The following is a 23655-nucleotide window of genomic DNA, read 5'->3' on the forward strand; positions in this document are numbered from 1 at the left end:
ATCGGGCCATCTTCGGTTGCGACGCCGCATTTCCTCGATCGGGAGAAACTCCATTGTAGCGTCCATGGAGAACCTCCTTCCCGTAAACCGCTGAAGGAGCCAATCCCAGATCACGACGCACAGCGAAAGGTGGGGCCGAAACAGCGCTTACGTTGGGACTTCAACTGCGCAACAAGACGCCGAAGCGCCGCGTCAAGGCGAAGCTGCGTGAGGACCGCTCGGATGCCGTTCATTCCAACGATGTGTGGGCAATGGACTTCGTCCACGATCAGTTGGCGACTGGCCGCAAGATCCGTGTCCTGACCGTTGTCGACACGTTCTCGCACTTCTCGCCAGTGGTCGATCCACGGTTCAGTTACCGGGGCGAGGATGTCGTTGCGACCTTGGATCGGGCCTGCCGAAGCATCGGTTATCCGAAGACGATACGGGTCGACCAGGGCTCGAAGTTCATCTCCCGCGACCTCGACCTGTGGGCCTATCAGCGCGGCGTCGAACTGGACTTCTCCCGGCCAGGCAAACCGACCGACAACGCATTCATCGAATCCTTCAACGGCAAGTTCCGCAGCGAATGCCTGAACGCCCACTGGTTCATGACGCTTGACGACGCCCGCTCAAAAATGGAGGAATGGCGCAAGGACTACAACAACGTCCGACCCCACAGCGCGATCGGCAACAAGCCGCCGATATCGCTCATGAAAGGCTCATCGGCGGCTGCCGCTGCATGAGATATAACCCGAAGATTCCGGCCCGGGGCGATCCAATGATGGGGAGCACTTCAACTCACCCGCGGACTCTCGTTATGACTGAGGGGCCCGCGGGGGGCAGGTCACCACGCATACACCGATAACTCGAATATACTAATTGAAGGCATCCGCACACGTCATCGCATAGTCGGTGCCACTTGGTGGGCATCCGTCGCATCAGTACAGCCCGTTCTTCCGGTCAAATCCGAGCATTGAGCGACAGCGCGGCGACCATGCTGCGCAGGCGCCCGCCGCCTCTTCAAAGCCTTATGGTCACAGCCTTCTGCTCTGTGAACGCTTCAACGCCCTCGCGCGCCATCTCGCGGCCCCAGCCCGATTCACGCATGCCGCCGAATGGCAAATTGGGGTCGAATACGCCAAAGCAGTTGATCCAGATCGCCCCGGCATTGATCGAGCGGGCGAGCCGGTGCGCGCGTGAAAGGTCCCGCGTCCAGATCGAGGCGGCAAGGCCAAAGCGCGTGTCGTTGGCGACGGACGGGATCTTGTCGGGATCGTCGAACGGCATGGCGCACAAAACGGGACCGAAGATTTCTTCGGTGTGCACGGCCATGTCCGGTGTCGTACCGGTCAGAACGGTCGGCTGCATGAAATAGCCGCTGTTGCCGATCCTCGCCCCGCCAACGGCGACGTGCGCGCCATCGCGCTTTCCTTGTTCCACGAAGTCCGTGACCCGCCGCTGCTGCGCCTCCGACATCAACGGACCGATCTCGCTGTTGGGATCAAGGCCGGGGCCGACCTTGAGGTTCGCGGCCACCTGCTCGATGCCGGCCATCACCTTGTCGAACGCCGAACGCTCTACATAGAGCCGCGAGCCGGCATTGCAGACCTGGCCGGAATTGCCGAAGATCGCCATTGCCGCGGCAGGGATCGCCTCGTCCAGATCAGCATCGGCAAAGATCACGTTGGGCGACTTTCCGCCCAGTTCCAGCGTCACCCGCTTGAGATTGCCGGTCGCCGCCTGGGCGATCTTCTTGCCGATCTCTGTCGAGCCAGTGAAAGAAACCTTGTCGACCCCGCGATGGGCTGTGATCGCCGCGCCAGCCGTCTCGCCGAAACCGGTCAACACATTGACCACACCTTTGGGAAAGCCCGCCTCGGCGACCAGTTCGGCCAGCCGGAGCGCGGTCAGCGGCGTCTGCTCGGCCGGCTTGAGCAGGACCGTGCAGCCGGCCGCCAGCGCCGGCGCGATCTTGAAGCTGGCCTGGGCGAACGGATAGTTCCAAGGGATGATGCCGGCGGCGACGCCCAGCGGCTGGCGCAGCGTGTAGCAGTGGAACGGATCGCCCTGCAGCGCAAGATTGTAGCTGCGGCCCTCCAGCTTGGTCGCCCAGCCGGCATAGTAGCGGTAGATCTCGGCGGCGAACGGGATGTCGAGCGCGCGCGCCATGGAGACCGGTTTGCCGGTGTCCAGCGCTTCCAGTTCGGCCAGTTCCTCCAGATTGGCATTGACGAGGTCGGCCAACCTGGCCATCAGCGCGGCGCGCCCGGCCGGGGCCATGTCGCGCCAGACGCCGTCGAAGGCGCTCCGCGCGGCGGCGACCGCCGCATCGACATCGGCGGCGCCCGCTTCGGCGACCTCGACGATGGTCCGGCCCGTTGCCGGGTCCTCGGTGGCGAAGGTCTTTCCGTCCTTTGCCGTGACGAAATCGCCGTCGATGAACAGCGCCTTGGGCCGTTCCAGAAACGCCTTGGCCGCGGCCGAAAGCCGTTCGTCGATGATGGGCGTCATGATGGTCATCGGGTCCTCCCTGGATATCGGAACTGTCAGAGCGCCACGCAGGTCTTTTCGACCAAGGCGCGATTGAGCGTGACGCCAAGCCCCGGCCGGTCGGCAATGGCCGCCTTGCCGCCGGCAATGGCGATGGGCTCGTTGATGATTGCGTCGCGCAGCGGCACCGGTGCGACGTCACGCAGCATGATGTCGAAATTGGGCTGACTGGCAACAAGATGCAGGCAGGCGGCAAAGCCGACATCCGAACCGTAATGGTGCGGCGAAAAGGGTACGCCATAACGGTGCGCGATGCGGCACATTTCGACCGCCCCGGTCAGCCCGCCGCAGCGGCAAGGATCGGGCATGACCACATCCACCAGCCCCGCTTCGAGAAAGGCATCGACCTCCTCGGGCTCGCAGGCGTTCTCGCCCCAGGCGAGACGCATCGACGGCACGGCCTGGCGCAGCGCCGCATAGCCCGCCGCATCATCGTTGATGACCGGCTCTTCGAGCCACGCCAGATCGAGATCGGCGAGACGCTTGGCCATGGCCAGCGCGCGTGGCGGCTTGAACGCCTGGTTGGCATCGATCATCAGCCTGACCTCCGGCCCGATCGCCGCGCGCGTCGCCCGCGCCTTGGCGACATCGACATCATCGTCGAAACCGATGCGGATCTTTACGGCTCGGTATCCCTGCGCGATGATCTCGGTGGCGCCCTTGTCGGGTTCAGCCGCCGAAAAACCGACCGCATAGCATTCGGCCTGGTTTCGATGGCTGCCGCCCAGCAACGTGTGCACCGGCACGCCGTAGTGCTGGCCGGCGATGTCCCACAGGGCAATGTCGATACCCGAAATCGCCTGGCGGATCGCGCCGAGTCCCCACATACGGGTGAAGCCGCGCGTGCCGTCGACCATGCGGTTCCAGAGCCGGCCGATCTCGAGCGGGTTTTGCCCGATCAGCATCGGCCCCAGCCCCTCCTCGATCGTCGCGCGCCGCTCGTGGATGCACCACGGCGGAAAGTTGACCGAGGTCTCCCCAATGCCGGTAAGGCCGGCATCGGTCTCCACCTCGACAAGGCCGAAATTGCGATGCGTCAGCACGCCGACCGACAGCGGAATGGGTGTCGCCAGTTCGTGCTGGCACAGGATAAAACGGATCGCCGTGATCTGCATGGTTGCCGGTCTGGTCCTCCCTGTCTGTCCTACGGGCGCCGCCACGGTCTTGCCGGTGCCGCCGCAGTTGCGCTGGCCGGAAGCGACGGGACGCCCCCATCGTCCTTTGCTCGTTGACACGCCGGCGCATACGACGATAACTATTTGTGGTCTGACCAGTAGTCAACAGCCCACAACTGGGCTATTGCCGCGGCCGCTGGGGTCGGATGTCGGTTGCGCCGCAGGGGAGCCCGGTGAACCCGATCGAGGAGTTTGGGAGGAGAACATGAAATTAACTTCGCTTGGCGGCCGCGCGCGGTCGACCGTCACCCGTCGCCAGTTCCTGCGGAACACCGCAGCAGGCGGCGCTCTGGCCACCCTTGGCCCACATCTTCTATCGCAGCGCGCCCTGGCCCAGGATTTCGCCGGCCAGGAGCTCAATGTGATGATCATCCAGCCGCATATCGCCGCCGGCGAGATGATGGCCGCCGCCTTTCAGGAACTGACCGGCGCCACCGTCAACGTCACCTCGGTGCCTTATGACGCGGTCCAGGCGCAGGCGACGCTCGACGTTCAGTCGGGCGCCAACCAGTATGATGTGATCGACTACTGGTATCCCACACTCGGTGCCCTGGCCGAGGACGGCGTCCTGCTCGATGTGACGGAATGGATCGAGCGTGACGCCGCCGACATCGCGCCGGACGACTTCATTCCGTCGATCTACGATGTCTACACGCTGCACGATGGCAGCCGTTTCGGCCTGCCCTATGACGGCGACACCCATGTGCTGTTCTGGAACCAGACGATCTTCGACAGCGTCGGCGTGTCGGCGCCGACAACCTGGGATGAATATGCCCAGGTCGTGCGCGCGGTGACCGAGGCGCGCGGCGATGACGGCGCCTATGGCGCAGCCATGCTGGGCTTCCCCGTGCCGATCATCATCGGCTCGAGCTTCGTCAATCGTCTGGCTGGCCATGGGGGCGCCTTCTTCGGCGCCGACGGCGCGCCGGCCATGGATTCCGAAGCCGCCATGATGGCTGCCCAGGCGATGCTCGATGTCGCGCCGCATGTGCTGCCGACGCCGCTGGAGACCGCCTTCGACCAAGCGCTGCCGGCCTTCCTGTCCGGCGAGGTCGCGATGATGGAGTTCTGGACGGACCTGGGCGTCTACGCGCAGGATCCGGGCGGCTCACAAATCGTCGACCAGTGGGACGTGGGCGCCATGCCGACCGGCGGCGGCGCCACCGAGCCGCTGGCCGCGCTCAATGCCGGGTTCGGCTTTGGCGTGTCGACCGGTTCGCAGAAGCAGGACATGGCCTGGGAGTTCATCAAGTTCGCCACGGGTCAGGCGCACAGCCGCGACCTGCTGACAACCACGGGCACCGGCATCGACCCGACCCGCGTGTCCAACCTCAACTCCGACGCCTACAAGGCCTTTGCGCCGAAGGTTCAGCAGGCCGCACAGGCCTCGATGACCGGCGTGCTCGCCTGGCCAACCATTCCCGAAAGCCCGCGCCTTATGGAGCGACTGTCGGACGAATTGTCGCTGATGCTGTCGGGCGATCAGGATGCCGAGACGGCCATGCGCAACACGCAGGCCGAATGGGAGCGCATTCTTGGCTGACACGGCCGCATTCACCCTGCCCGGCTCGTCCATTGCCGGGCAGGCGCGTGCCGAGCGGGCGCGGCGCTACGCCGCCACGCTTGCGGCGACACGCAAGCCTTCGGGCGGCGGATGGCTGATGGTCGCCCCGCTGGTCGTCGGCCTTGTCGTTTTCGCGGTTTATCCGCTCGCCTATTTGATCGTTCTGTCCTTTTCGGAAAGCTCGCTCGGCCGGCCGCTGACCGAATGGGTGGGCTTTGACAATTTCGCCTATGCGCTGAGCGGCCGTTTTGGCGACACGCTTTGGCGCACCGTCTTCTTTGCCGTTCCGCTCAGCCTCATCCAGGTTGCGCTTGGCGTGCTCGTCGCGCTCTTGTTCAATTCGGCCGTGCGCAGCGGTTCGCTGGTGCGTGCCCTGATCCTGCTGCCGTTGATGACGCCGCCGGTGATGGTGGGTGTCGCCTGGAAACTGATCCTCAACCCGACCGGCGGGCTGGTCAACGGCATGCTGATGAGTCTTGGCCTGACCGCCGATCCGGTTTCATTTCTGGGCACCAGCCCCTGGGCGATGCTGTCGATCGGCCTGGCCGACACATGGCAGTGGACGCCCTTTGTCGCCATTCTCGCCTTCGCCGCACTGCAGGCGATCCCCGAGGACGTCTACGAGGCGGCCCGGCTCGACGGGGCAACGCCGGTCCAGATCTTCGTCAAGGTCATCCTGCCCATGCTCGCACCGGCGCTGGCCGCGATCTTCCTGTTGCGGCTGATCATGGCATTCAAGCTGTTCGACCTTGTCTATGTGCTGACGTCGGGTGGGCCAGGTTTCGACACCAATCTTTCGACCTACATGATCTGGGAGACGCTGTTCCGCGACTTCGATGTCGGCGCCGCCTCGGCGCAGACGCTGCTGTTTGCGATCACGGTGGGCGTCGTCACGCTTCCGGTAACCTGGCTGCACAAGCAGGCGGAGGCGCTCAATGGCTGATCTCGCATTGGCCGATTCGACCGCTTCTCCCGCCGACCGGCTTGCCGTCTACAAGGCGCAGCTTGCCGGCCAGCGCGCTACCGACGCCCGCAAATGGCCGCTCTACCTGGCCTATGGCGCGGTGATCGTCTTCTTCGTGCTGCCGCTCGCCTACCTTTTGTCGGTTTCCTTCAAGACACCCGACGACGTGCTTTCGGGCCGTTTCCTGCCGACCGAGCCGACGCTTGCCAACTGGCCCGCCGCCTTCGGCGCCACCGATCTCGATGGTTTCATCCTCAATTCTGTGATCGCCTCGCTTTCGAGCGCGGCGCTGACCATGGCGATCGCCGTGCCGGCCACCTATGCGATGGTGCGCCTGAATACCGGCGGCCGCTTTCTGCCAACCTTCACGCTGGCGACGTATATGGCGCCGCCGGTGGTGGCACTCATCCCCCTTTTCTTCCTGCTGCGCTATGCGGGGCTACTGCACTCCCTGCCCGGACTGATCGTTGTCTACGGGCTGATGAACGTGCCCGTTGCCTTCTGGCTACTGACCAGCTTCGTGCGGGCCCTGCCGCGCGAGATCGATGAGGCCGCCTGGATCGACGGTGCCGGCACCTGGACGACGCTGTGGCGCATCGTTGTGCCGCTGATCGCGCCGGGCCTGGCCGCCAGCTTCATCATCTGCGCGGTGCTGGCCTATAACGAGTTCCTGTTCGCCTTCTTCTTTACGACCGAGCCGAGCCGCACGCTCACCATCGGCATCGCCTTGTTCCAAGGCGAGCGACTGGTCAATTTCGGGCAAATGGCGGCCGCTTCGGTCGCCGGGCTCGTGCCGGTCTATGTGGTCGCCGTGCTGGCCCAGCGCTGGCTGGTCAGCGGCCTTGTCAGCGGGGGCGTCAAGTGAGCGACCTCGTCGCCAAGTTTTCGTCGATCGCCCGCAACGCGGTATGGAGCACCACGGCCGACCAGATCAAGGCGCTGATCGAGGCCGGCGAACTGCCTGCCGAAACGAAGCTGCCTTCCGAACGGATCCTGTGCGACAGACTCGGCATCAGTCGGGTTAGCCTGCGCGAGGCGCTGCGCGTGCTCGAAAGCGACGGCTATGTCGAGGTCAAGGCCGGACGCGGCACCTTCGTGCGGCCCGAAGCGAGCTGGACGCCGCGCGCTCCGCTGGAGCAGTGGGGCGAGCAGCATGAAGAACTGATCGAGAAGCTGTTGCAGATGCGCGGCCTGATCGAGCCGGGCATCGCTGCGCTCGCCGCCGAAAATGCCCGGCCCGAAGACATCGCGGCGTTGCGTGATGTGGTCGACCGGCTGGCCGGCGCCGCCGAAGGCAGCGCCGAGGCAATTGCTCTGGACGCCGATTTCCATCGCCAGCTCGCCTACTCGACCCGCAATTCGGTGGTCGGCGACCTGATCGACTATGTCATGAACGCCACCGGCCAGGAGCGTAGCGTCACCCTGGCCGAGCCGGGCGGTGTCGGCCAGGCCGCCATCGGTCACCGGGCCATTGTCGACGCCATCGCGCGGCGCAATCCGAACGCCGCCGAGACCGCCATGCGCGCTCATTTGCGCGATGCGCGCCGCTATCTTGACAATGCCCGCGCGCGGCGCGCGCCGATCGCCGGCCGACCGGCCGTAACCGAAGAACGGCCCGCCCGCTGACCGATCCGAACAGATCACGACTGGAGGAAGCAAGAATGGAAAAACGAGTGACGATCACCCGCGAGGAGGTTCTCGACGGCGCCCCCATGCAACAGAAATCGGGCGGCGTGCGCGACCTCAAGCTGGTCTATCCGGAGACCGGGCTCGACGCGCAGACGCTTTGCATGGGCGTTGTCGAAGTCGACCCGGGTGAACACTCGCCAATGCACCGGCACAATTGCGAGGAGGTCTATTACGTGATCTCTGGAGAGGGGGAGTTGGAGAGCGAGGGTAAGCGCTATCCGCTCAAGGCAGGCGGGGCAGCCTTCAATCGGCCCAACACGCCGCACCGGGTCTGGAATACCGGCACGGAGACACTTCAGTTGGTCGTCGTCGGCGGCATCATGTTCGTGCCGCTGTGGCCGCAATGGCCGACCGAAAGCCCCTATGAGGTGTTCGAGGGCGACACCGCCAACGCCAGCATCGCAGCGCAATGACCATGGCCGGAAGGAGTGAAACCGCCGCCGTGCGAACCGCCCATCTTGCCGAAGTGGTCGACGCGTTGCTGCCAGGAGACGCCGACTTTCCATCGGCCGCCGCGATCGGCGTGCAATGGGCGGTTGAACGGCGCCTTGTGGTGATGGTCGGCGCGAACGGAGCCGACAGGTTGCTGGCGGCGATGGACACGGCCTTCGCCGGCGCGCCCGATGGCGAAAGCGCTGCGCGGGCCCTTGAGGCGGCCGAACCCGACCTGTTCGCCGCACTTTTACGGGTCGTCTACTTCACCTACTACGAGCACCCCTCGGTGATCGCCGCGATTCGCGCGCTCGGCCATGACTACAACGACGCGCCGCAGCCAAAGGGCTATGCGATGGACCCGTTCAATCCGGCCACCGACCTGCCCGCCCGGCCGACCGGAAGCTATGTGCCCACCGATCAGGTCCGGCGCGTCGACCTGTCCGGTCTCGACCATCTCAGCTAGGTGCCGCCCGATGCCGCAAACCAAGACGACCCACCGCCACGAAAAGACCGACGTACTCGTTATCGGCGCCGGCGCCGGCGGCGCCATCGCGGCTATGCAGATGGCACAGGCCGGCCTGAAGACCGTTTGCCTCGAACAAGGTCCCTGGTGGCCGCAAAGGGACTTTCCGCACTATCGTGCTGATTGGGAATTCATCCGCGAGACGCGCTGGAACACGGCGCCGAATGTGCGCGGGCTCGCCAGTGACTATCCGGTGGACAGCAGCGACGAGACCACCTTGATGTGGGGCGGCGTGGGCGGCGCAACGACAATTTACACCGCCACCTGGCCGCGCTTTCGCCCCTCCGATTTCCGCAAGGGAACCGAGCACGGCCTCGCCCCCGACTGGCCGATCGCCTATGAGGACCTGGCCGACTGGTACGAGATCGCCGATCGCGCCTGCGGCGTCGCCGGCTGGCAGGGCGATCCCGCGATGCCGCCGCGTGGTCCGTACCAGACGCGGCCCGTGCCGCCGGGCAAGATGGGCCGCAAGGCGGCCCAGGGCCTGAATCGGCTCGGCTGGCACTTCTGGGACATGCCTGTGGCGATCCTCGGCGAGGACTATGACGGCCGGCCGGCCTGCAACAATTGCGGCAACTGCCAGAACGGCTGCCCGACCGGCGCGCTCAACGACATGGCCCGCACCCATTGGCCCCGCGCCATCGCCGCTGGCTGCCACTTGCGCACGGGCGCGCGTGTCGAGTGCATCGAGACGGACGATGCGGGCCGGGCGACCGGTGCGGTCTATGTCGACATCGAGACCGGCACGCGCCATTTCCAGCCCGCCGATGTGGTGATCCTGGCCGCCAACGGCATCGGCACGGCGCGGCTCCTCTTGCTTTCGGAAAGCGGCCGGCACCCCAACGGGCTGGCCAATCGGTCCGACCAGGTCGGCCGCAATCTGATGCACCACACGCTGTCGATTGCCGGCATCTGGGTCGACGAGCCGCTCGACACGCACAAGGGGATCGTTTCGGCCGCCTATATCGTCGAGGAGTTCGCCGAGACCGATGTCAGCCGCGGCTTCGTCAATGGCGTTACGCTGCATATCGTGCGCATGAACGGGGCGGGCTTTCAGGCGCTGGGCGCCCATTCGGGCAACCTGATGCCCTGGGGCCGGCACCATCATGCCACCTTCAAGCAGCGTTTCGACCGCGGCATCGGCTGCCTGATCGTCGGCGACGATCTGCCCCGGCCGGACAACCGCGTCACGTTGTCGGACACGATCGCCGATTCCTCCGGCTTGCCGGCGCCCAAGGTCACCTACAGCCTGTCCGAGAACGACGAAAGGCAGTTGCGTTTTGGCATCGCCAGATCGCGCGAACTGGCCGACGCGCTCAATGCGACCGACTACAGGATCAACGACTTCGGCCTCGAAGCGGGCCATTATTCGCCTGGCGCCTGGCACCTACTCGGCACCGCGCGCATGGGCGACAATCCGGAGACTTCCGTCGTCAACAAGTGGCACCAGGCCTGGGATTGCGACAATCTGTTCATCGTCGACGGTTCGGTCATGTGTTCGGGCGCGGCGGTCAACCCGACCAGCACCATCACCGCGCTCACCTACCGCGCCAGCGACCACATCAAGCGCAACTTCGCCAACATCGCCGCCGGTCGCGCCTCGGCCCATGCGGCGGGAGCCTGACATGGCGGCGATCGAGATCATCGAACTGGTCAAGCGCTATGGCGCAACGCAGGTGCTGCACGGGCTGAACCTGGACATCGAACCGGGCGAGTTCGTCGTGCTCGTGGGCCCGTCGGGCTGTGGCAAGTCCACCCTGCTGCGCATGATCGCCGGTCTAGAGGCGGTCTCTGACGGCATCATTGCCATCGACGGCAAGCCGGTCAACCACACGTCGCCCAAGGACCGGGACATCGCCATGGTGTTTCAGTCCTACGCGCTCTACCCGCATTTCAACGTGCGCCGGAACCTTGCCTTCGGGCTCGAACTGGGCCGAGTGGACCGCTCAGAGATCGACCGCCGCGTCACTGCCGTCGCCGCAACGCTCGGCCTGTCGGAGATGCTCGACCGCAAGCCGCGCCAGCTATCGGGCGGCCAGCGCCAGCGCGTTGCCATGGGCCGGGCGATGGTGCGCGAGCCCAAGGTGTTCTTGTTCGACGAGCCGCTGTCCAATCTCGATGCGAAACTGCGTGTGCAGATGCGCACCGAGATCAAGGAACTGCACCAGCAGCTCGGCCGCACGACGGTCTATGTCACGCACGATCAGATCGAGGCGATGACCATGGCCGATCGGATCGTCGTCATGCGCGGCGGTCATATCGAGCAGGCCGGCACGCCCATGAATGTGTTCGACGCGCCGGTGACCGAGTTCGTCGCCGGCTTCATCGGCTCGCCGACGATGAATGTCATGGACGGCTCGATCGAGCATGAGACGGATTGCTCGGTCGTGCGGCTGAAAAACGGCTGGCGTATGCCGTTGGGCGGCCGCGCCGGCCTGCCCGCCGGCGCACGCGTGCGCTACGGCATCCGGCCACACGACCTGCATCCGTCAGAGGCCGGGGACGCGCTGGCGTGGCGGGCCGACGTGGTCGAGCCCTCCGGCAGCGAGGTGCAGGTGGTCACCCATCTGGACGGCATGACGCTGTCAGCGGTGCTGCCAGGCCGACAGCGCATCACGCCCGGCCAGGTTCTACGCCTGGCACCCGACCCCCAGACCGCGCATGTCTTCGATCCGAACACGGGCGCGCGCCTTGCGGTGGCCGCCACTAAGGACACACAGTCGCGCTCGCGCGTCGTCAAGGCCGGCTGAGTGTCGCCAGCCCGCGCGGAAGATGTCATCTGGGGACGGCTCCGTTTGCACAAGGGCAGATTTGAGCTGACGGCAATCGTTGCGCGGTTCGGACATGTGATGGCTGCGATCTGGTCTGACATTTTGGATATCGCGGCGTGTTGGTTCCGAACGCCAGCATTGCCGGGAATGCCGCCAGGTCGATGACCAGAGCGCCCTTCATGTCGAACGCAACATTCCATCGCTCGCCCCTGCACTTGCCGCGATAATCTGGCAGCGTGACCGTGAGATCGTGTTCGAGCAGAAATCCGGGACGCGGCTCTCCGGCCTCGTTCTCCGCCTGCTGGCGCATTGCCGGGAAAAGGACCTGACACTCCGTCGTCTGCTTCGATCGACGCGCCCAAGCCGCCTGGCGCGTCAATACCCATCGACCACTTCACATTCCCGACATCGTCGCAGAGCCAACCACCTAACGCTCAAGGGTCAAACCCGCGGTGCGTCGGCATCAGTATTCAGGTCCTTTCGTTGGCCCAGCCGCTGTCAAGGCGCTCTGGCTATCGCTGGAATGGCTCGGCAAACCAGTTAGACCAAATGAAGAGTTTCTGCGGAATGTACTGATGGATACGGCTCTCCCCCCAGCCAGACAATCGCACAATTCAATCATTTCATCATAAATATCAGTAATTTAACTCTTAGTTGCGGTCAAATCACATGCGCGTCGCCCGGTGCTGTCCGTCACATTCGGGGTTGACACCAATTCCAGTTACGTTGATACCAAATCTGTCGTGGAGGAGTGGATGTGTTGCGGCGCATGGCTGTCCTAGTTTTAGGCCTGCTCGGGCGCCCCCCGCGCAGCCGCTTTCATGTCAAGGATCTTGGCTGCGTACTGGAGGAAGCAGGTAACAACGCCGCCGACCTTCGCGCCACCGACGGCGTGCTATTCTTTCTCAGGGAAGCCATCGACTGGTACGACAACCTTGCCCAGAGCGCGGACACTGTTTCAGCGCACGCGGCGCTCACCGGCGGCGCTTGCGGCGCAAGGAATCTCCAATGAGCGAGCAAACAGTCAAGGCGCCGGCAAGACCGTCCCTGGGGCGCCGCATCTTCGGCGTCAGCGAACTCGGTATTCTCGTTGTCCTCGTGCTACTGATCGGGCTTGTCAGCACGGTGCAGCCCAACTTCGCATCGCTCGACTCACTGTCCAATTTCGGCTCACGCGCCGCCTGGTTCGGCATCATCGCGCTTGGCGTCGTCTTTCAGCTCTCAATGGGCGAAATCGATCTTTCGACCGCCTCGATCTACGGGCTGACGATCAATCTGGTCGCCATCCTGATCGTCGATTACGGCATCGATCCCTGGTTCGGGTCGGGAATCGGCATTCTGGCGGGCATGGCTCTGGGTGCACTCAACGGAATCTTGGCCACGGTCTTCAAGGTTCCGGTGATCATCATCACGCTGGGCACTCTGTCGGCCTTCAAGGGGCTGACGCTGGTGATCGCCGGCGGCGGCTTCATCTACGGATTGCCGCGCGAGCACTCATTCTTTGCCGTCATGGGCTCCGAGCCACTCGGCGTGCCGATGGTGATCTGGGCATTCGCGCTTCTCACCGCATTGCTTTCGCTCGTCTATAACCGCACGCGATACGGCTTCATGGTACGCTCGATCGGATCGAATCGTCGCGCGGCCGAACTGAGTGGCATCCCCGTTGCCCGCGTGCGCATCGTAACGCTTGTGTTGACCGGTGCGCTCTGTGGCATTTCGGGGATGCTTACGCTCGCCTTCTTCTCGACCGCCGATCCGAACCTGGGCACAGGCTACGAACTGCTGGCGATCACGGCCGCAATCATCGGTGGCACGGCCCTCTCGGGCGGGCGCGGCACAGTGGTCGGCGCAGCGCTTGGGGCGCTGCTCATCGCGGTCATTTCAAGCGGCATCGTGCAGTTCGGCATCACCGCGAACTGGAGCGTATTCGTCACCGGCGTGATGATCATTCTCGCCGTGGCGCTGGATTCGGCGATCCGCCGCCGGCGGAGCCGATAGGCGCGGCGCATGGGCGTGCCGCGCAGCGAGACATCAAAGGGAGGAAGCCTGATGAACGCGTTTTCAGTATCCAGAACGGCGATTGGTGCGGCGGCGTTTGCGCTCGCCGCTGCGGTCGGAAGCGGCGCCGCCGACGCGCAATCGGTCGATTTCGACTGCTCGGACCTGACCGGCGCGTCGGTTGTCCATTTCCAGGGCCCATACACCCAACAACTCGCCATGGGCGCCGAGGCGGCCGTCGACGAGTGCGGCGGAACCTATCGCTCGGGCGGGCCGGCTGCCTTTGACGCTTCGGCCCAGGTGGCCGCTTTCCAGGACATGGTTCTGGCCGGTGCCGACGCCATCGTCGTCGTTGCCTTTCCATCGGAGTTCTGGATCCGGCCGATCGACGAGGCGGTCGAAAAGGGCGTGGTCGTCTCAACATTCGACGTCGAGGCGCCCGCTTCGCTGATGAGCCTGCACACCGCGCCCAAGCAGAGCGATCAGGGCGTCGTGATGGCCGACGCCATCGTCGATGCAATCGGCGCTGATGCCTCTGGCACCATCGTCACCGGCATCTGCCTGCCGGGACTGGCGTTGATCGAGGCCCGCGTGACCGGATTCAAGAACCGCATTGCAGAGCGGCTGCCAGATGTCGAGGTGCTCGGTGCCTTCGACGTCAAGTTCGATCAGACGCAGAACTTTTCGGCATGGCGCTCGGTCTACGATGCAAACCCCGATGCGCTTGCCTATGTAGGCTTTTGCGAGAACGACCTGCCGAGCCTGGTGCGACTTAAGGAGTCGACCGGGGGCGACTTCGAGATCGCCTCCATCGGCATCAATCCCGATGGCCTTGACGGCATCAAACGCGGCATCGCGCTCGCCGCTGTTGGCCAGCGCCCGTTCATGCAGGGTTATGTCGCAATGCGCGCCATGCTGCAAAGCCTGGCCGAAGGCAATGACGTGCCGCGCGGCTGGATCGATGTGCGACCCGAACTCGTTGCGAGCGACAACGTCGAGGCGGTCACGGCGCGCGAGGAATCGGTCTCGGACGGCTACGGACCGACGCGGGAGTTCTATTCCGAACAGATCGATGAGATATTCTCCGACCTAGACGGTTCGGTGCAGTCGTTCGCCGACCTCCTGTCGCAGTGAACCAAACAGTGGCGCCTCCGACCAACACAATGGAGGTTCTTGCGCTATCGGACGTGCGCAAGAGCTTTGGTGGCGTCACCGCCTTGGCCGGCGTGGATCTGACGCTCCGCGCCGGCGAGATACACGCCGTTTGCGGTGAGAACGGAGCCGGCAAGTCGACCTTTATGAAGATCGTCGCGGGCGCCGAATTGCCCGATGCTGGGCGCTATGTGCTCGATGGGCGCGAGGTCACGCTGCGTTCGGTTGCCGACGCCAATCAAAATGGCGTCGGTATCGTCTTTCAGGAGCTCTCGCTGTTTCCCGATTTCGATGCCGTCCAGAACGTCTTCCTTGGCCGTGAGCCGCGGCGTCTTGGCCTGATCGACCGCGTTGCCATGGAGGGCGATGTTGCGCCGCTGTTCGACATGCTTGGCCTTTCGGTCGACCTGCGGGCGCCGGTCAGCGAGTTGCGCATCGCGGACCAGCAGTTGATCGAGATCGCCAAGGCCCTGGCGCTTCAGGCGCGCGTGTTGATCCTCGACGAGCCAAATTCGGCGCTCAATGTGGAAGAGTCAGCGCGTCTGTTTCGCGTCGTTCGCGATTTGCGCGAACGCGGGACCGGCATCTTCTACATCTCACACCGGCTCGAGGAAGTGGTCGCGCTGGCCGACCGCGTCAGCGTGCTGCGCAATGGCCTCAAGGTCGCCGAGCATCCCCGCGAAAGCGTGACGATCGGCACAATCGTGCGCGATATGCTGGGCGACAAGGCCGACAATGTCGCCCGCCGGACCGCGCAAGGAATGCGCGAGCCGACCTCGACCGACGCCGACCACCAGCTCCGGGTGTCCGGTGTTTCCGGCGACGGAATCCTGCGCGGCTGCTCCTTCACGGCGGCGCCGGGCCAAGTGGTCGGTCTTGTCGGCCTTGAAGGAGCGGGCTGTGAGGACGTGCTCGATATCCTCTTCGGCCGACGCAGGATGACAGCAGGCGAACTCGCCATGCCAGGCGGGGCTGGCGCGCCTCATTCGGTCGAGGCCGCCGTACGCAGCGGCGTGGCACTGGTGCCGGCCGACCGGCGCACCGAGGGGCTGGCCCTCAACCAAGCGATCTTCGAGAACCTGAACACGGTTGTCACCGGCGCGCTCGCCCGGCTCGGTCATGCGCCGAGCCGGGGCCGCATGACCGAGGTGGCCGACCGGCAGGCGGCCGCGCTCAGGCTCGTCCACGGCGGCTTCGCCAATCCCGTCGACAGCCTGTCGGGCGGCAACCAGCAGAAGATCGTCATCGGCAAGTGGCTCGCCGGCGATCCCCGCCTGGTATTGCTCAACGATCCCACGCGGGGCGTCGATGTCGGCGCCAAGGACGAAATCTACCGAATCATCGACAAGCTCGCCGAAGAGGGTCGTATCGTGCTGTTCCTATCTTCGGAGCTGACCGAATACAGCCTGGTCTGCGACCGCGTGCTGCTGTTCTACGAGGGGCGCATCATCGGCGAACTGCCCGGAGACGAGGCCACCGAGCATGCCGTGCTCGAAGCGATCAACATCGGGCGCATCGCGCCGGCGGCCTGACCACACCGACCAGGGAGGACGACTTGGACATCACCGAAACCCGGCCCATCGGCACTACCGAACTGCGCCTGCCCACGCTCGGTGTGGGCGCCAATCCGCTGGGCGGGCTGTACGAACCGGTCCCGGCCGAGACGGTCGCCGCGATCGTCGACCGCGCCTTCGACCGGGGCGTGACCTTCTTCGACCTTGCGCCAGTCTATGGCTACGGCAATGCCGAGCGCTTCGTCGGCGCAGCGCTGAAGGACCGGCCGCGCGACAGTTTCCGCTGCACCACCAAGGTCGGCCGGCTGCTGCTCGATCCCGACGACCCGGCCACCCCGGCCGGCCGCGAGGACGTCATGGTGCTGTGGCAGGGCGAACAGCTCTACAAGGGCACCGATCCGGTGCGGCCCTATTTCGATTTTTCACGCGATGGCGTGATGCGCTCGCTGGAGGCGAGCCTTGAGCGCACCGGGCTCGATCGGTTCGACGCGCTGCACATCCACGATCCCGACCTGCACCCCGACGAGGCCATCGACGAGGCATTTCGCGCCCTGTCGGACCTCAAATCCGAAGGCGTCATCGGTGCCATCGGCTGCGGCATGAACCAGTGGGAGATGCTGGCCGATTTCGCAAACCGCGCCGATTTCGACTGTTTTCTTCTGGCCGGTCGCTACTCGCTGCTCGACCAGTCGGCCCTGCCCGATCTGCTGCCTGCATGCGAAAAGAGCGACATCTCGCTGATCGTCGGCGGCGTCTACAACAGCGGCATCCTTTCCCATCCCGATCCGGCTTCGATCCGCGACGTGTCGACGGACAGTGCCGCGATTCCGAGCTGGACTGGAAACGTCACCTTCAACTACGTGCCCGCATCGCCGGAGATCGTCGACAAGGCGGCGGCGATCAAACGCGTGTGCAACGCCCATGGCACGAGCCTGATGGCGGCGGCGATCCAGTTCCCGCTGTATCACCGCGTGGTCGCCTCAGTGCTGATGGGCCCGCGCACGCCCGATCACGTTGACGGCAATGTCGATGCCTTTACCGAACAGGTGCCGGACGCGGTGTGGTCGGACTTGAAGGCCGAAGGCCTGCTGCCGGCCGAGGCGCCAACGCCGTAACAAGCGGAGACATATCGATGGCTGTGTTTGCATCAGGGCTGGGCGCGCCCGAAACCCCGCGCTTTCATCCTCAGGGCGGCTGGCTGTGCGTGGAGATGGCCGGTCGGCCCGGCGTCACGCTTGTTGCCGAGGACGGGGCTTCGCGCCAGATCGCGCCGGCCGGCTGCCCCAACGGTCTGGCGATCGATGCCAACGGCGTTGCCTGGGTCGCCGATACCGTACCGCCCGCGCTTTTGCGCGTGAGCATGGACGGAAACGTCGAGACGGTAATGACCGCGGGCGATGCCGGTGACTTCCTGCTGCCGAACGACCTGTGCTTTTCGCCCTCGGGTCTTTTGTACATGACCGATTCGGGCATGACGATGGGCGACTGGGTGGTCGACGGCGCGCCCCGCCCGGATTGGCAGACCGCACCCTTCGACGGCAGGGTCTGGGAGATCGATCTGGAGACCCGCACGGCGAAAGCCATCGACCGCGGCATTCGCTTCACCAATGGCATCGCCTTCGGCCTGGACGGCGATCTGTACGTCAACGAGATGATAACCGGCGAGGTGTTTCGCTACGCCGTTGCCGATGGCCGGGTAACCGGCACACGCACGCGCTTTGCGAACGTGCTCGCGCCTGACTGGCAGGGCGGGTTTCGCGGGCCCGACGGCATGGGTTTTTCGACCGACGGCCGGCTGTGGTGCGCGGTCTATGGTGAAGGCAATGTCGCCGTTGTCTCGCCCGACGGTGATGTCGCCAGTCGCCTGAAGACCGAAGGCAGCGCGCCCACCAATGTCGCCTTTGGCCGCGATGGCGAAAAGCGCCTCTACGTCACCGAGCATCAACTCGGCCGTATCGAGGTGTTCGACGTCGATGCGCAGGGCCTCGAGTTGCATTGCGGGCGGACCCGATGAGCCCGACGCACACTCTTGTTGGCCCGCACGGACGGCTGACACTGCGCGCGGCTGGCGGCATGATTGGCCCGGCGACATTCGATGTTCCCGGTGCCGGCGCGGTCTCGCCGCTGACCTGCCCCGATTGGGCAGAGCGGCCCGGCGCGGAGGACTGGCTGCCGGTGATCCGCAATCTCTGCGGCGATTTCGTCTGCGTGCCCTACGGCGCTCCGGGCGCGCCAAATGACGCGTTGCCGGCCCGGTGGCGGCAAAGCCCCGGCCCAGGGATCGCCGGCGATAGATGGTTTCACGGCTACGCCGTCAATCACGACTGGGAAGTCGTGCCTGGCGCCGAGGCTACCACCGCGAGCATGACCTGCCGGCCGCCCGAACCGCATCCGCTGGCCGAAGTCACGCGCCGCGTCGCGTTGCTCCCCGATCAGCCCGGGTACGAGGCCGAACTGTCTTTGCAAGCCCGCGCCGACGTCGACTTCCCGCTGTCCCTGCACCCGTGCTTCGTCATGCCCGGCTTGGCCGGCAGCATGCATGTCGATATCCCCGATGCGGGCCGCGGCTGGACCTATCCGCTACCGGTCGTACACGATCATGCGCCGGTCGTCGTCGACGGTCGCTTTGATCGGCTCGCGGCCGTGCCGCGTGGCGATGGCGGCAGCATCGATTTCACCCACCTGCCGCCGGACGAGCGCTGCGAGGCATTGCTGCAATTGCCGGCGCCGGCGGGCAAGCTTCAGCTGGGGTATCCCGAAGCCGGCTATAGCCTACAATTCACCTACGATGCGGCGTTGCTGCCCACCCTTGTCCTGTGGGTTTCAAACCGCGGTCGCAACGAAGCGCCGTTTGACGGCGAATTCCGTACGCTCGGTGTCGAAGCGGTGGCCGGCGCCTTCGATCTCGGCCCGGCGGTGTCGCAATCGACCGTCAACCCGATCGCCATCGATGGACTTTCGACGACTGTCGCGCTCAAGGCTGGCGAGCGCCTGACGACGACGGCGACGGTAGCGCTCGAAGCCTTTGCCGCAGAAGGTAGCTGAGCGCGGTGGCCGAGTATCCCATCACCCCGACCGACCGAAGGGTCGCACCAGACGCGCTGCAATCGACCGTCACGACCATTTTCCTGGCATGCGGCATGGGCGCTGAGGACGCCTCGCTGCTGGCGGATTCGCTTGTCCATGCCGATCTGCGCGGTGTGCATTCCCATGGCGTTATCCGCATTCCGGACTATGTCCACAAGCTGATCGACGGTGGCGTTAATCCGACTGCGAGGCCCCAGATCGTTTCGCGCACGGCTGGTGCCATCGTTGTGGACGGCAACAATTCGATGGGTCAGATTGGCGCTTCGATTGCCATGGACCTGGCCATCGAGACGGCGCAGGACAACGCCATCGCCCTTGCTGCATTGCGTGGATCAAACCATTGCGGTGCGCTCGACTGGTACACGCTGCGCGCCGCCAAAGCCGGAATGATCGGCATGGCCGGATCGAACGCACTGCCTACGATGGCGCCGGTCGGCGGGCGCGACAAGATCGTCGGAATGAACCCCATCTCGATCGCCGTCCCAGGCGGAGCCGAGCCGCCGCTGGTCCTTGACCTCGCCTTCGGCGCGACTGCGCACGGCAAGATCCGCGTCTATCACCAGAAGGGGCTGCCGATCCCGCAAGGCTGGGCCTTCGACGCGGCGGGCGAACCGACAACCGACGCTGCCAAGGCGCTCGACGGACTGATTCAGCCCGTCGGTGGCCACAAGGGGATCGCGCTCGCCATGATGATCGGGATCGTCTCCACCCTGCTGTCGGGCGCGTCCTACGGAACAGGGCTGGGCAACATGGTCGACGGGCCGATCGCAGGCCGCGATGGTCAGTTCTTCATCGCCATCGACATCGCCGCCTTCCGTCCGCTGGCGGAGTTTGCGTCCGATGTGGATGCGATCGTCGGTCAGGTGCATGGCTCGGCGCCACGCAACCCGCAAGAACCGCCCCTTGTGCCTGGCGAGATGGAGCGCGCGTTTGCAGAAGCGTACCGGGTCGACGGTATTTTGCTGCCGGCGCAGACGCTGGAAGATATCCGCTTGGCCGGGCTGCGGCTCGGCCTATCCGTGGCTGACCTTTCGGCGCTCTCATGAACGATTCCGACAAGCCGGGACGGTCATCGGCAAGCATGCCCTTGGAGCCGCAACTCGCCACCTTCCTGACAACGCTTGGCGAGGCGGTGAACCAGGCCGTAGGCGATGCGGCCAGCGTCGAGACCCTGCGTATGGCCGCCCGGGCCGCCCGACTCGACTGGTCACTCGGCGGTCAGTCCATGCCCGCCGAACCGGTCGAAGGTCTGGGCATGCCGGCCCGGCTCTACAGGCCCAGCGAGGATGCACCGCTGCCGGCGATGGTGTATTTTCATGGTGGGGGCTGGACCCTGCTCGATCTCGATACCCATGACCGGCTCATGCGCGCCTACGCACGTCGGAGCGGCTGGGCGATGATCGGTCTTGACTATCCGCTTGCGCCCGAAGTGCGGTTTCCAGACAGCCTCGGGCTTTGCGTCGAGGCGGTTGCAAACATTCGCGGCGCAGCCGAAGATCTGGGCCTGTCGCCGGAGTTGATCGTGCTGGGCGGAGATTCAAGCGGCGCCAATCTGGCGCTTGCGGCCGCCATGATCGGGGCGCGTCAAGGCTGCTCTTCACCACTCGGGCTGATGCTGAACTACGGCGTCTTCGATTGCGATCTGAATCGGCCCTCCTATCGCGCCTTCAGCGATCCTCCCTATCTGCTGAGCGCAGGCCGCATGGCATATTTCTGGGACAATTATTGCCCGGAAAGTGCCGCCCGCGCCGATCCGCTGGCTTCGCCCTTGCGTGCATCCACCGCCATGCTGGCGCCGCTGCCGCGCGTGCATCTGACGATCGCTGCCCAAGACGTACTGGTTGACGAGAACAAGGACATGGCGCGCCGGCTCGAATGCGCCGGCGTGACCGTCACGAGCCTGGTCTATGCCGAGGCGGCCCATGGTTTTCTCGAGGCCGTCGATCATTCCCCGGTCGCCGACCGGGCGGTTGGCGAAGGGGCCATGTGGCTGCGCGAATTGGCACGACAAAGCCGTCGACCGCCCGCCCGACACGGCGACTGAAGGCGGGTATCGCGCTTGACAGCCCATCATACCAAATCCACGGTCCGGACCGATCGGGCTCCGCGCCGAGAGACCGGGAGGGAATGTTGCACCAGATCGATCCGACCTACGGCCGCCGTCAGCAGTTCCGCTACAGGCTCGCCGACCTGACCTTTCCCGGCGTGGTCAATGGACTGAACGGCCCGCCCGACAAAGCGAGCATTCGGCTAAACGGCGGCGGTACGCGCCCGCTCTATGTCGAGACGGTCCATGACGAGGGTGTCGACTGGCTCAACAGCTACAAGAAGACGCCCAGCGAATTGCGTTGCCGTCACTTCGGCGAGTTCTGCGTAGAGATACCGCATGATGACACCGCGCTTCGACCGGGCCCGAACCGGCTCGACATCGCCGTGAGCGCCGACGGAGCGGAGGCGCGGTGCGAGATTTTGTTCGACTGGGATCCGATGCCTTTGTCGCCAACGCTCGATCTCAGCGATCTGTCGCGCTTTCATTCGATCCAGGAGGTGGGCCAGATCGTCAACGGCGCCTTCGATCTGGACCGATCCGCCAATCTGATCCGCTCGCGTGCCCCGGTCGCGCCCGACGCGCTGCTAGTGATCGGGTCGCGCGGCCAGAGCCAGGAAGCGACCTATCGCGTCCGCTTTACAGAGCCGAACCATTCCAAATGGCTCGGCCTGAGCGACTTCCACGCCGGCATGGTGGAGGGCATTCCGCCGCGCGGGATCAAGGTGGGCTGGTCGAGCGCGGGAATGGCCGTCGCCATGCCGTCGGGCGGCGCGCGGAGCTTTCTGGCCTGGGGCGACCATTCGGGAGCGCCCGAGGAATGGGCGATCGCCACCAATCCGCCTGCGCAAATCTCGGTTCAGCGCGGCCGTGCGTATCGCGTGCGACACCAGATCCTGCTGAACGACGCCGTCAATCGCGTGCGGTTCCGCATTTGGCCGGAGGACGAGCCGGAGCCAAGCGATTGGGTCTGCGATGAGCATGACGGCCGCTTGCCGGCCGACATGCCGCGCCACCAAAGCGCCTCGTTTGGACTCTTCCAGCACATGGGCATGCCCGTCGAGTGGTCCGACATCCGGCTGCGTCCGATGCGCGAGGACGAGTTCGAACCGGTGGATCCCGCGTCCGGTCGCGAACCCTTCTTCAAGCGCGATCGTCCGGGGGCATTCTGAAGCGCTGCGCTATCAGCTCAACACCGCCTGCCAGTAGAGGCGGGCTACCTCTTCCAGATGGTCCTCCATCGCCTCGGCGGCAGCCTCGGGATCGCGCGCGACAATGGCGTCGAAGATCGCCTGATGCTGGACGACAACGTCACTGAACGTCGCCCCTGCCGCCGCAGAGCGCATGCGCTGGTCGCGCAGCCAGCCGGCCAAAGCCTTATTGAGGCTCTCAAAGACCGTGTTCCCGGAGATGCGCGCGATGGCCAGATGAAAGGCGACATCGGTTTCGGCGAAAGTGTCGAGATCGCCGGCCGAACGGTTTGCCTCAAGGGCGGCGGACAAAGCGGAGATGTCGGCATCGGTGGCGATGCTGGCTGCCCTACGGGCAAGGCCGATCTCGAACAGAGCGCGCGCATCCTGCAGATCCCGCAGGCCCTCGGGCCGGCTCAGATAGTGCCGCACGACACCAGACAGTTCCTCGAAGATCACCTCGGCGCTTGGCAGTGACACGCGCGGCACGGCGCCCGGTCGGGAGGTCAGCAGGCCCTGACGCTGGAGTGCGAACAGCGCTTCGCGCACGCTCGAGCGACCAGCGTTGAACTGCTCCATGAGTTGGCGTTCGGCGGGCAGCCGGTCCCCTGGCTTGACCCTGCCTGACAGGATCAACAACTCAAGATGCTCGGCGATTTCTTGGTACTTCTTTCTTGCCATCGTCATCTCTTCTCAAGCCATACCGGCCGAGACGTACGGTTGGCCCGGCGTCGGCGCGACCATTCGGTAGCCACGCGCGGCTGGCCCAACGTAGTACAACTCTTGTCAGACCAAAAGCCGCCGCTTCGCCGCCGGCGGTGATGCTGGAACAAGCCGTTCCTGACGGCATGCTGTTCCGCTCCCGGTATCTGGCGACAACATGCCCAAGGCTCTTCACCTTTATCGAGGCAGGCCGCGCGATGACCCATGAAGGGGTATAGAGCGGTTTTCGATCAGTCTGGTTCGTAACCGGATGATTTGAAGTAGTTTGCGCATTCTTCTGGTTCGAAGATG

22 protein-coding genes and 1 pseudogene are annotated in these 23655 nt (G+C 65.0%); 19 read left to right on the top strand and 4 right to left on the bottom strand.

Annotation, left to right across the window (positions count from 1 at the left end):
* Window positions 1-152 precede the first annotated feature (152 nt).
* Window positions 153-725, top strand: a pseudogene (locus tag RBB34_RS18460) (integrase core domain-containing protein); the annotation flags it as partial.
* A 277-nt stretch (window positions 726-1002) separates the two neighbouring features.
* Here the strand turns inward: RBB34_RS18460 and RBB34_RS18465 are convergent.
* Window positions 1003-2502 carry an aldehyde dehydrogenase family protein gene (locus RBB34_RS18465; protein ID WP_346432552.1) on the bottom strand — a complete coding sequence of 500 codons (1500 nt, stop codon included), beginning with the start codon at window positions 2500-2502 and terminating at the stop codon, window positions 1003-1005.
* Between the two features lie 26 nt (window positions 2503-2528).
* On the bottom strand, window positions 2529-3647 hold the full coding sequence (locus RBB34_RS18470) for a mandelate racemase/muconate lactonizing enzyme family protein (protein ID WP_306120720.1): 1119 nt from the start codon (window positions 3645-3647) through the stop codon (window positions 2529-2531).
* Between the two features lie 265 nt (window positions 3648-3912).
* Between RBB34_RS18470 and RBB34_RS18475 the strand changes: the two genes are divergently transcribed.
* From RBB34_RS18475 to RBB34_RS18560, 18 genes are all read left to right on the top strand, one after another.
* A complete protein-coding gene (locus RBB34_RS18475; protein ID WP_306120721.1) occupies window positions 3913-5250 on the top strand; it encodes a sugar ABC transporter substrate-binding protein in 1338 nt (445 codons plus the stop codon).
* Complete coding sequence (locus tag RBB34_RS18480; protein WP_306120722.1) at window positions 5243-6214, top strand: sugar ABC transporter permease; 972 nt, start codon at window positions 5243-5245, stop codon at window positions 6212-6214. The genes RBB34_RS18475 and RBB34_RS18480 overlap by 8 nt, the downstream gene beginning before the upstream one ends.
* Window positions 6207-7100 (top strand): carbohydrate ABC transporter permease, encoded by an 894-nt coding sequence (locus RBB34_RS18485; protein ID WP_306120723.1) that lies wholly within the window; start codon window positions 6207-6209, stop codon window positions 7098-7100. Before RBB34_RS18480 ends, RBB34_RS18485 begins: the two co-directional genes overlap by 8 nt.
* The gene (locus RBB34_RS18490; RefSeq protein ID WP_306120724.1) at window positions 7097-7861 is read left to right on the top strand and encodes a FadR/GntR family transcriptional regulator; all 765 of its coding nucleotides are present in this window, start codon (window positions 7097-7099) and stop codon (window positions 7859-7861) included. The genes RBB34_RS18485 and RBB34_RS18490 overlap by 4 nt, the downstream gene beginning before the upstream one ends.
* A gap of 35 nt (window positions 7862-7896) precedes the next feature.
* Entirely contained in the window at window positions 7897-8337 is a 441-nt protein-coding gene (locus RBB34_RS18495) for a cupin domain-containing protein (protein ID WP_306120725.1), read from the top strand.
* Window positions 8338-8339: 2 nt separating this feature from the next.
* Window positions 8340-8822, top strand: coding sequence for a hypothetical protein (locus tag RBB34_RS18500; protein ID WP_306120726.1), 483 nt, complete (start codon window positions 8340-8342; stop codon window positions 8820-8822).
* A gap of 10 nt (window positions 8823-8832) precedes the next feature.
* The gene (locus tag RBB34_RS18505; protein WP_306120727.1) at window positions 8833-10506 is read left to right on the top strand and encodes a GMC family oxidoreductase; all 1674 of its coding nucleotides are present in this window, start codon (window positions 8833-8835) and stop codon (window positions 10504-10506) included.
* Window position 10507: 1 nt separating this feature from the next.
* Complete coding sequence (gene ugpC, locus RBB34_RS18510; RefSeq protein WP_306120728.1) at window positions 10508-11632, top strand: sn-glycerol-3-phosphate ABC transporter ATP-binding protein UgpC; 1125 nt, start codon at window positions 10508-10510, stop codon at window positions 11630-11632.
* A 790-nt stretch (window positions 11633-12422) separates the two neighbouring features.
* Entirely contained in the window at window positions 12423-12665 is a 243-nt protein-coding gene (locus tag RBB34_RS18515; RefSeq protein WP_306120729.1) for a hypothetical protein, read from the top strand.
* Complete coding sequence (locus RBB34_RS18520) at window positions 12641-13651, top strand: ABC transporter permease (protein ID WP_306120730.1); 1011 nt, start codon at window positions 12641-12643, stop codon at window positions 13649-13651. Before RBB34_RS18515 ends, RBB34_RS18520 begins: the two co-directional genes overlap by 25 nt.
* Before the next feature lie 51 nt (window positions 13652-13702).
* Window positions 13703-14785 carry a substrate-binding domain-containing protein gene (locus RBB34_RS18525; protein WP_306120731.1) on the top strand — a complete coding sequence of 361 codons (1083 nt, stop codon included), beginning with the start codon at window positions 13703-13705 and terminating at the stop codon, window positions 14783-14785.
* A gap of 29 nt (window positions 14786-14814) precedes the next feature.
* A complete protein-coding gene (locus tag RBB34_RS18530; RefSeq protein ID WP_306120732.1) occupies window positions 14815-16335 on the top strand; it encodes a sugar ABC transporter ATP-binding protein in 1521 nt (506 codons plus the stop codon).
* Window positions 16336-16358: 23 nt separating this feature from the next.
* Complete coding sequence (locus RBB34_RS18535; protein ID WP_306120733.1) at window positions 16359-17432, top strand: aldo/keto reductase; 1074 nt, start codon at window positions 16359-16361, stop codon at window positions 17430-17432.
* A 17-nt stretch (window positions 17433-17449) separates the two neighbouring features.
* Window positions 17450-18331 (top strand): SMP-30/gluconolactonase/LRE family protein, encoded by an 882-nt coding sequence (locus tag RBB34_RS18540; RefSeq protein WP_306120734.1) that lies wholly within the window; start codon window positions 17450-17452, stop codon window positions 18329-18331.
* Window positions 18328-19362: a hypothetical protein gene (locus RBB34_RS18545; RefSeq protein WP_306120735.1), complete on the top strand. Its 1035-nt coding sequence runs from the start codon at window positions 18328-18330 to the stop codon at window positions 19360-19362. The genes RBB34_RS18540 and RBB34_RS18545 overlap by 4 nt, the downstream gene beginning before the upstream one ends.
* Window positions 19363-19367: 5 nt before the next feature.
* Window positions 19368-20450 (top strand): Ldh family oxidoreductase, encoded by a 1083-nt coding sequence (locus tag RBB34_RS18550; RefSeq protein ID WP_306120736.1) that lies wholly within the window; start codon window positions 19368-19370, stop codon window positions 20448-20450.
* Between the two features lie 209 nt (window positions 20451-20659).
* On the top strand, window positions 20660-21448 hold the full coding sequence (locus tag RBB34_RS18555) for an alpha/beta hydrolase (protein ID WP_306120737.1): 789 nt from the start codon (window positions 20660-20662) through the stop codon (window positions 21446-21448).
* 86 nt (window positions 21449-21534) lie between these two features.
* Window positions 21535-22623: a hypothetical protein gene (locus RBB34_RS18560; protein WP_306120738.1), complete on the top strand. Its 1089-nt coding sequence runs from the start codon at window positions 21535-21537 to the stop codon at window positions 22621-22623.
* Between the two features lie 12 nt (window positions 22624-22635).
* On the opposite strand, the gene RBB34_RS18565 is transcribed toward RBB34_RS18560, so the two are convergent.
* Window positions 22636-23322, bottom strand: coding sequence for an FCD domain-containing protein (locus RBB34_RS18565; protein ID WP_306120739.1), 687 nt, complete (start codon window positions 23320-23322; stop codon window positions 22636-22638).
* A partial coding sequence (locus RBB34_RS18570) for a hypothetical protein (protein ID WP_306120740.1) occupies window positions 23282-23655 on the bottom strand: 374 nt, incomplete at its 5' end. The genes RBB34_RS18570 and RBB34_RS18565, both read right to left, overlap by 41 nt.

Origin of the sequence: Roseitalea sp. MMSF_3546, assembly GCF_030732865.1 — a bacterium.
In the GTDB taxonomy this organism is placed as follows: Bacteria; Pseudomonadota; Alphaproteobacteria; order Rhizobiales; family Rhizobiaceae; genus Roseitalea.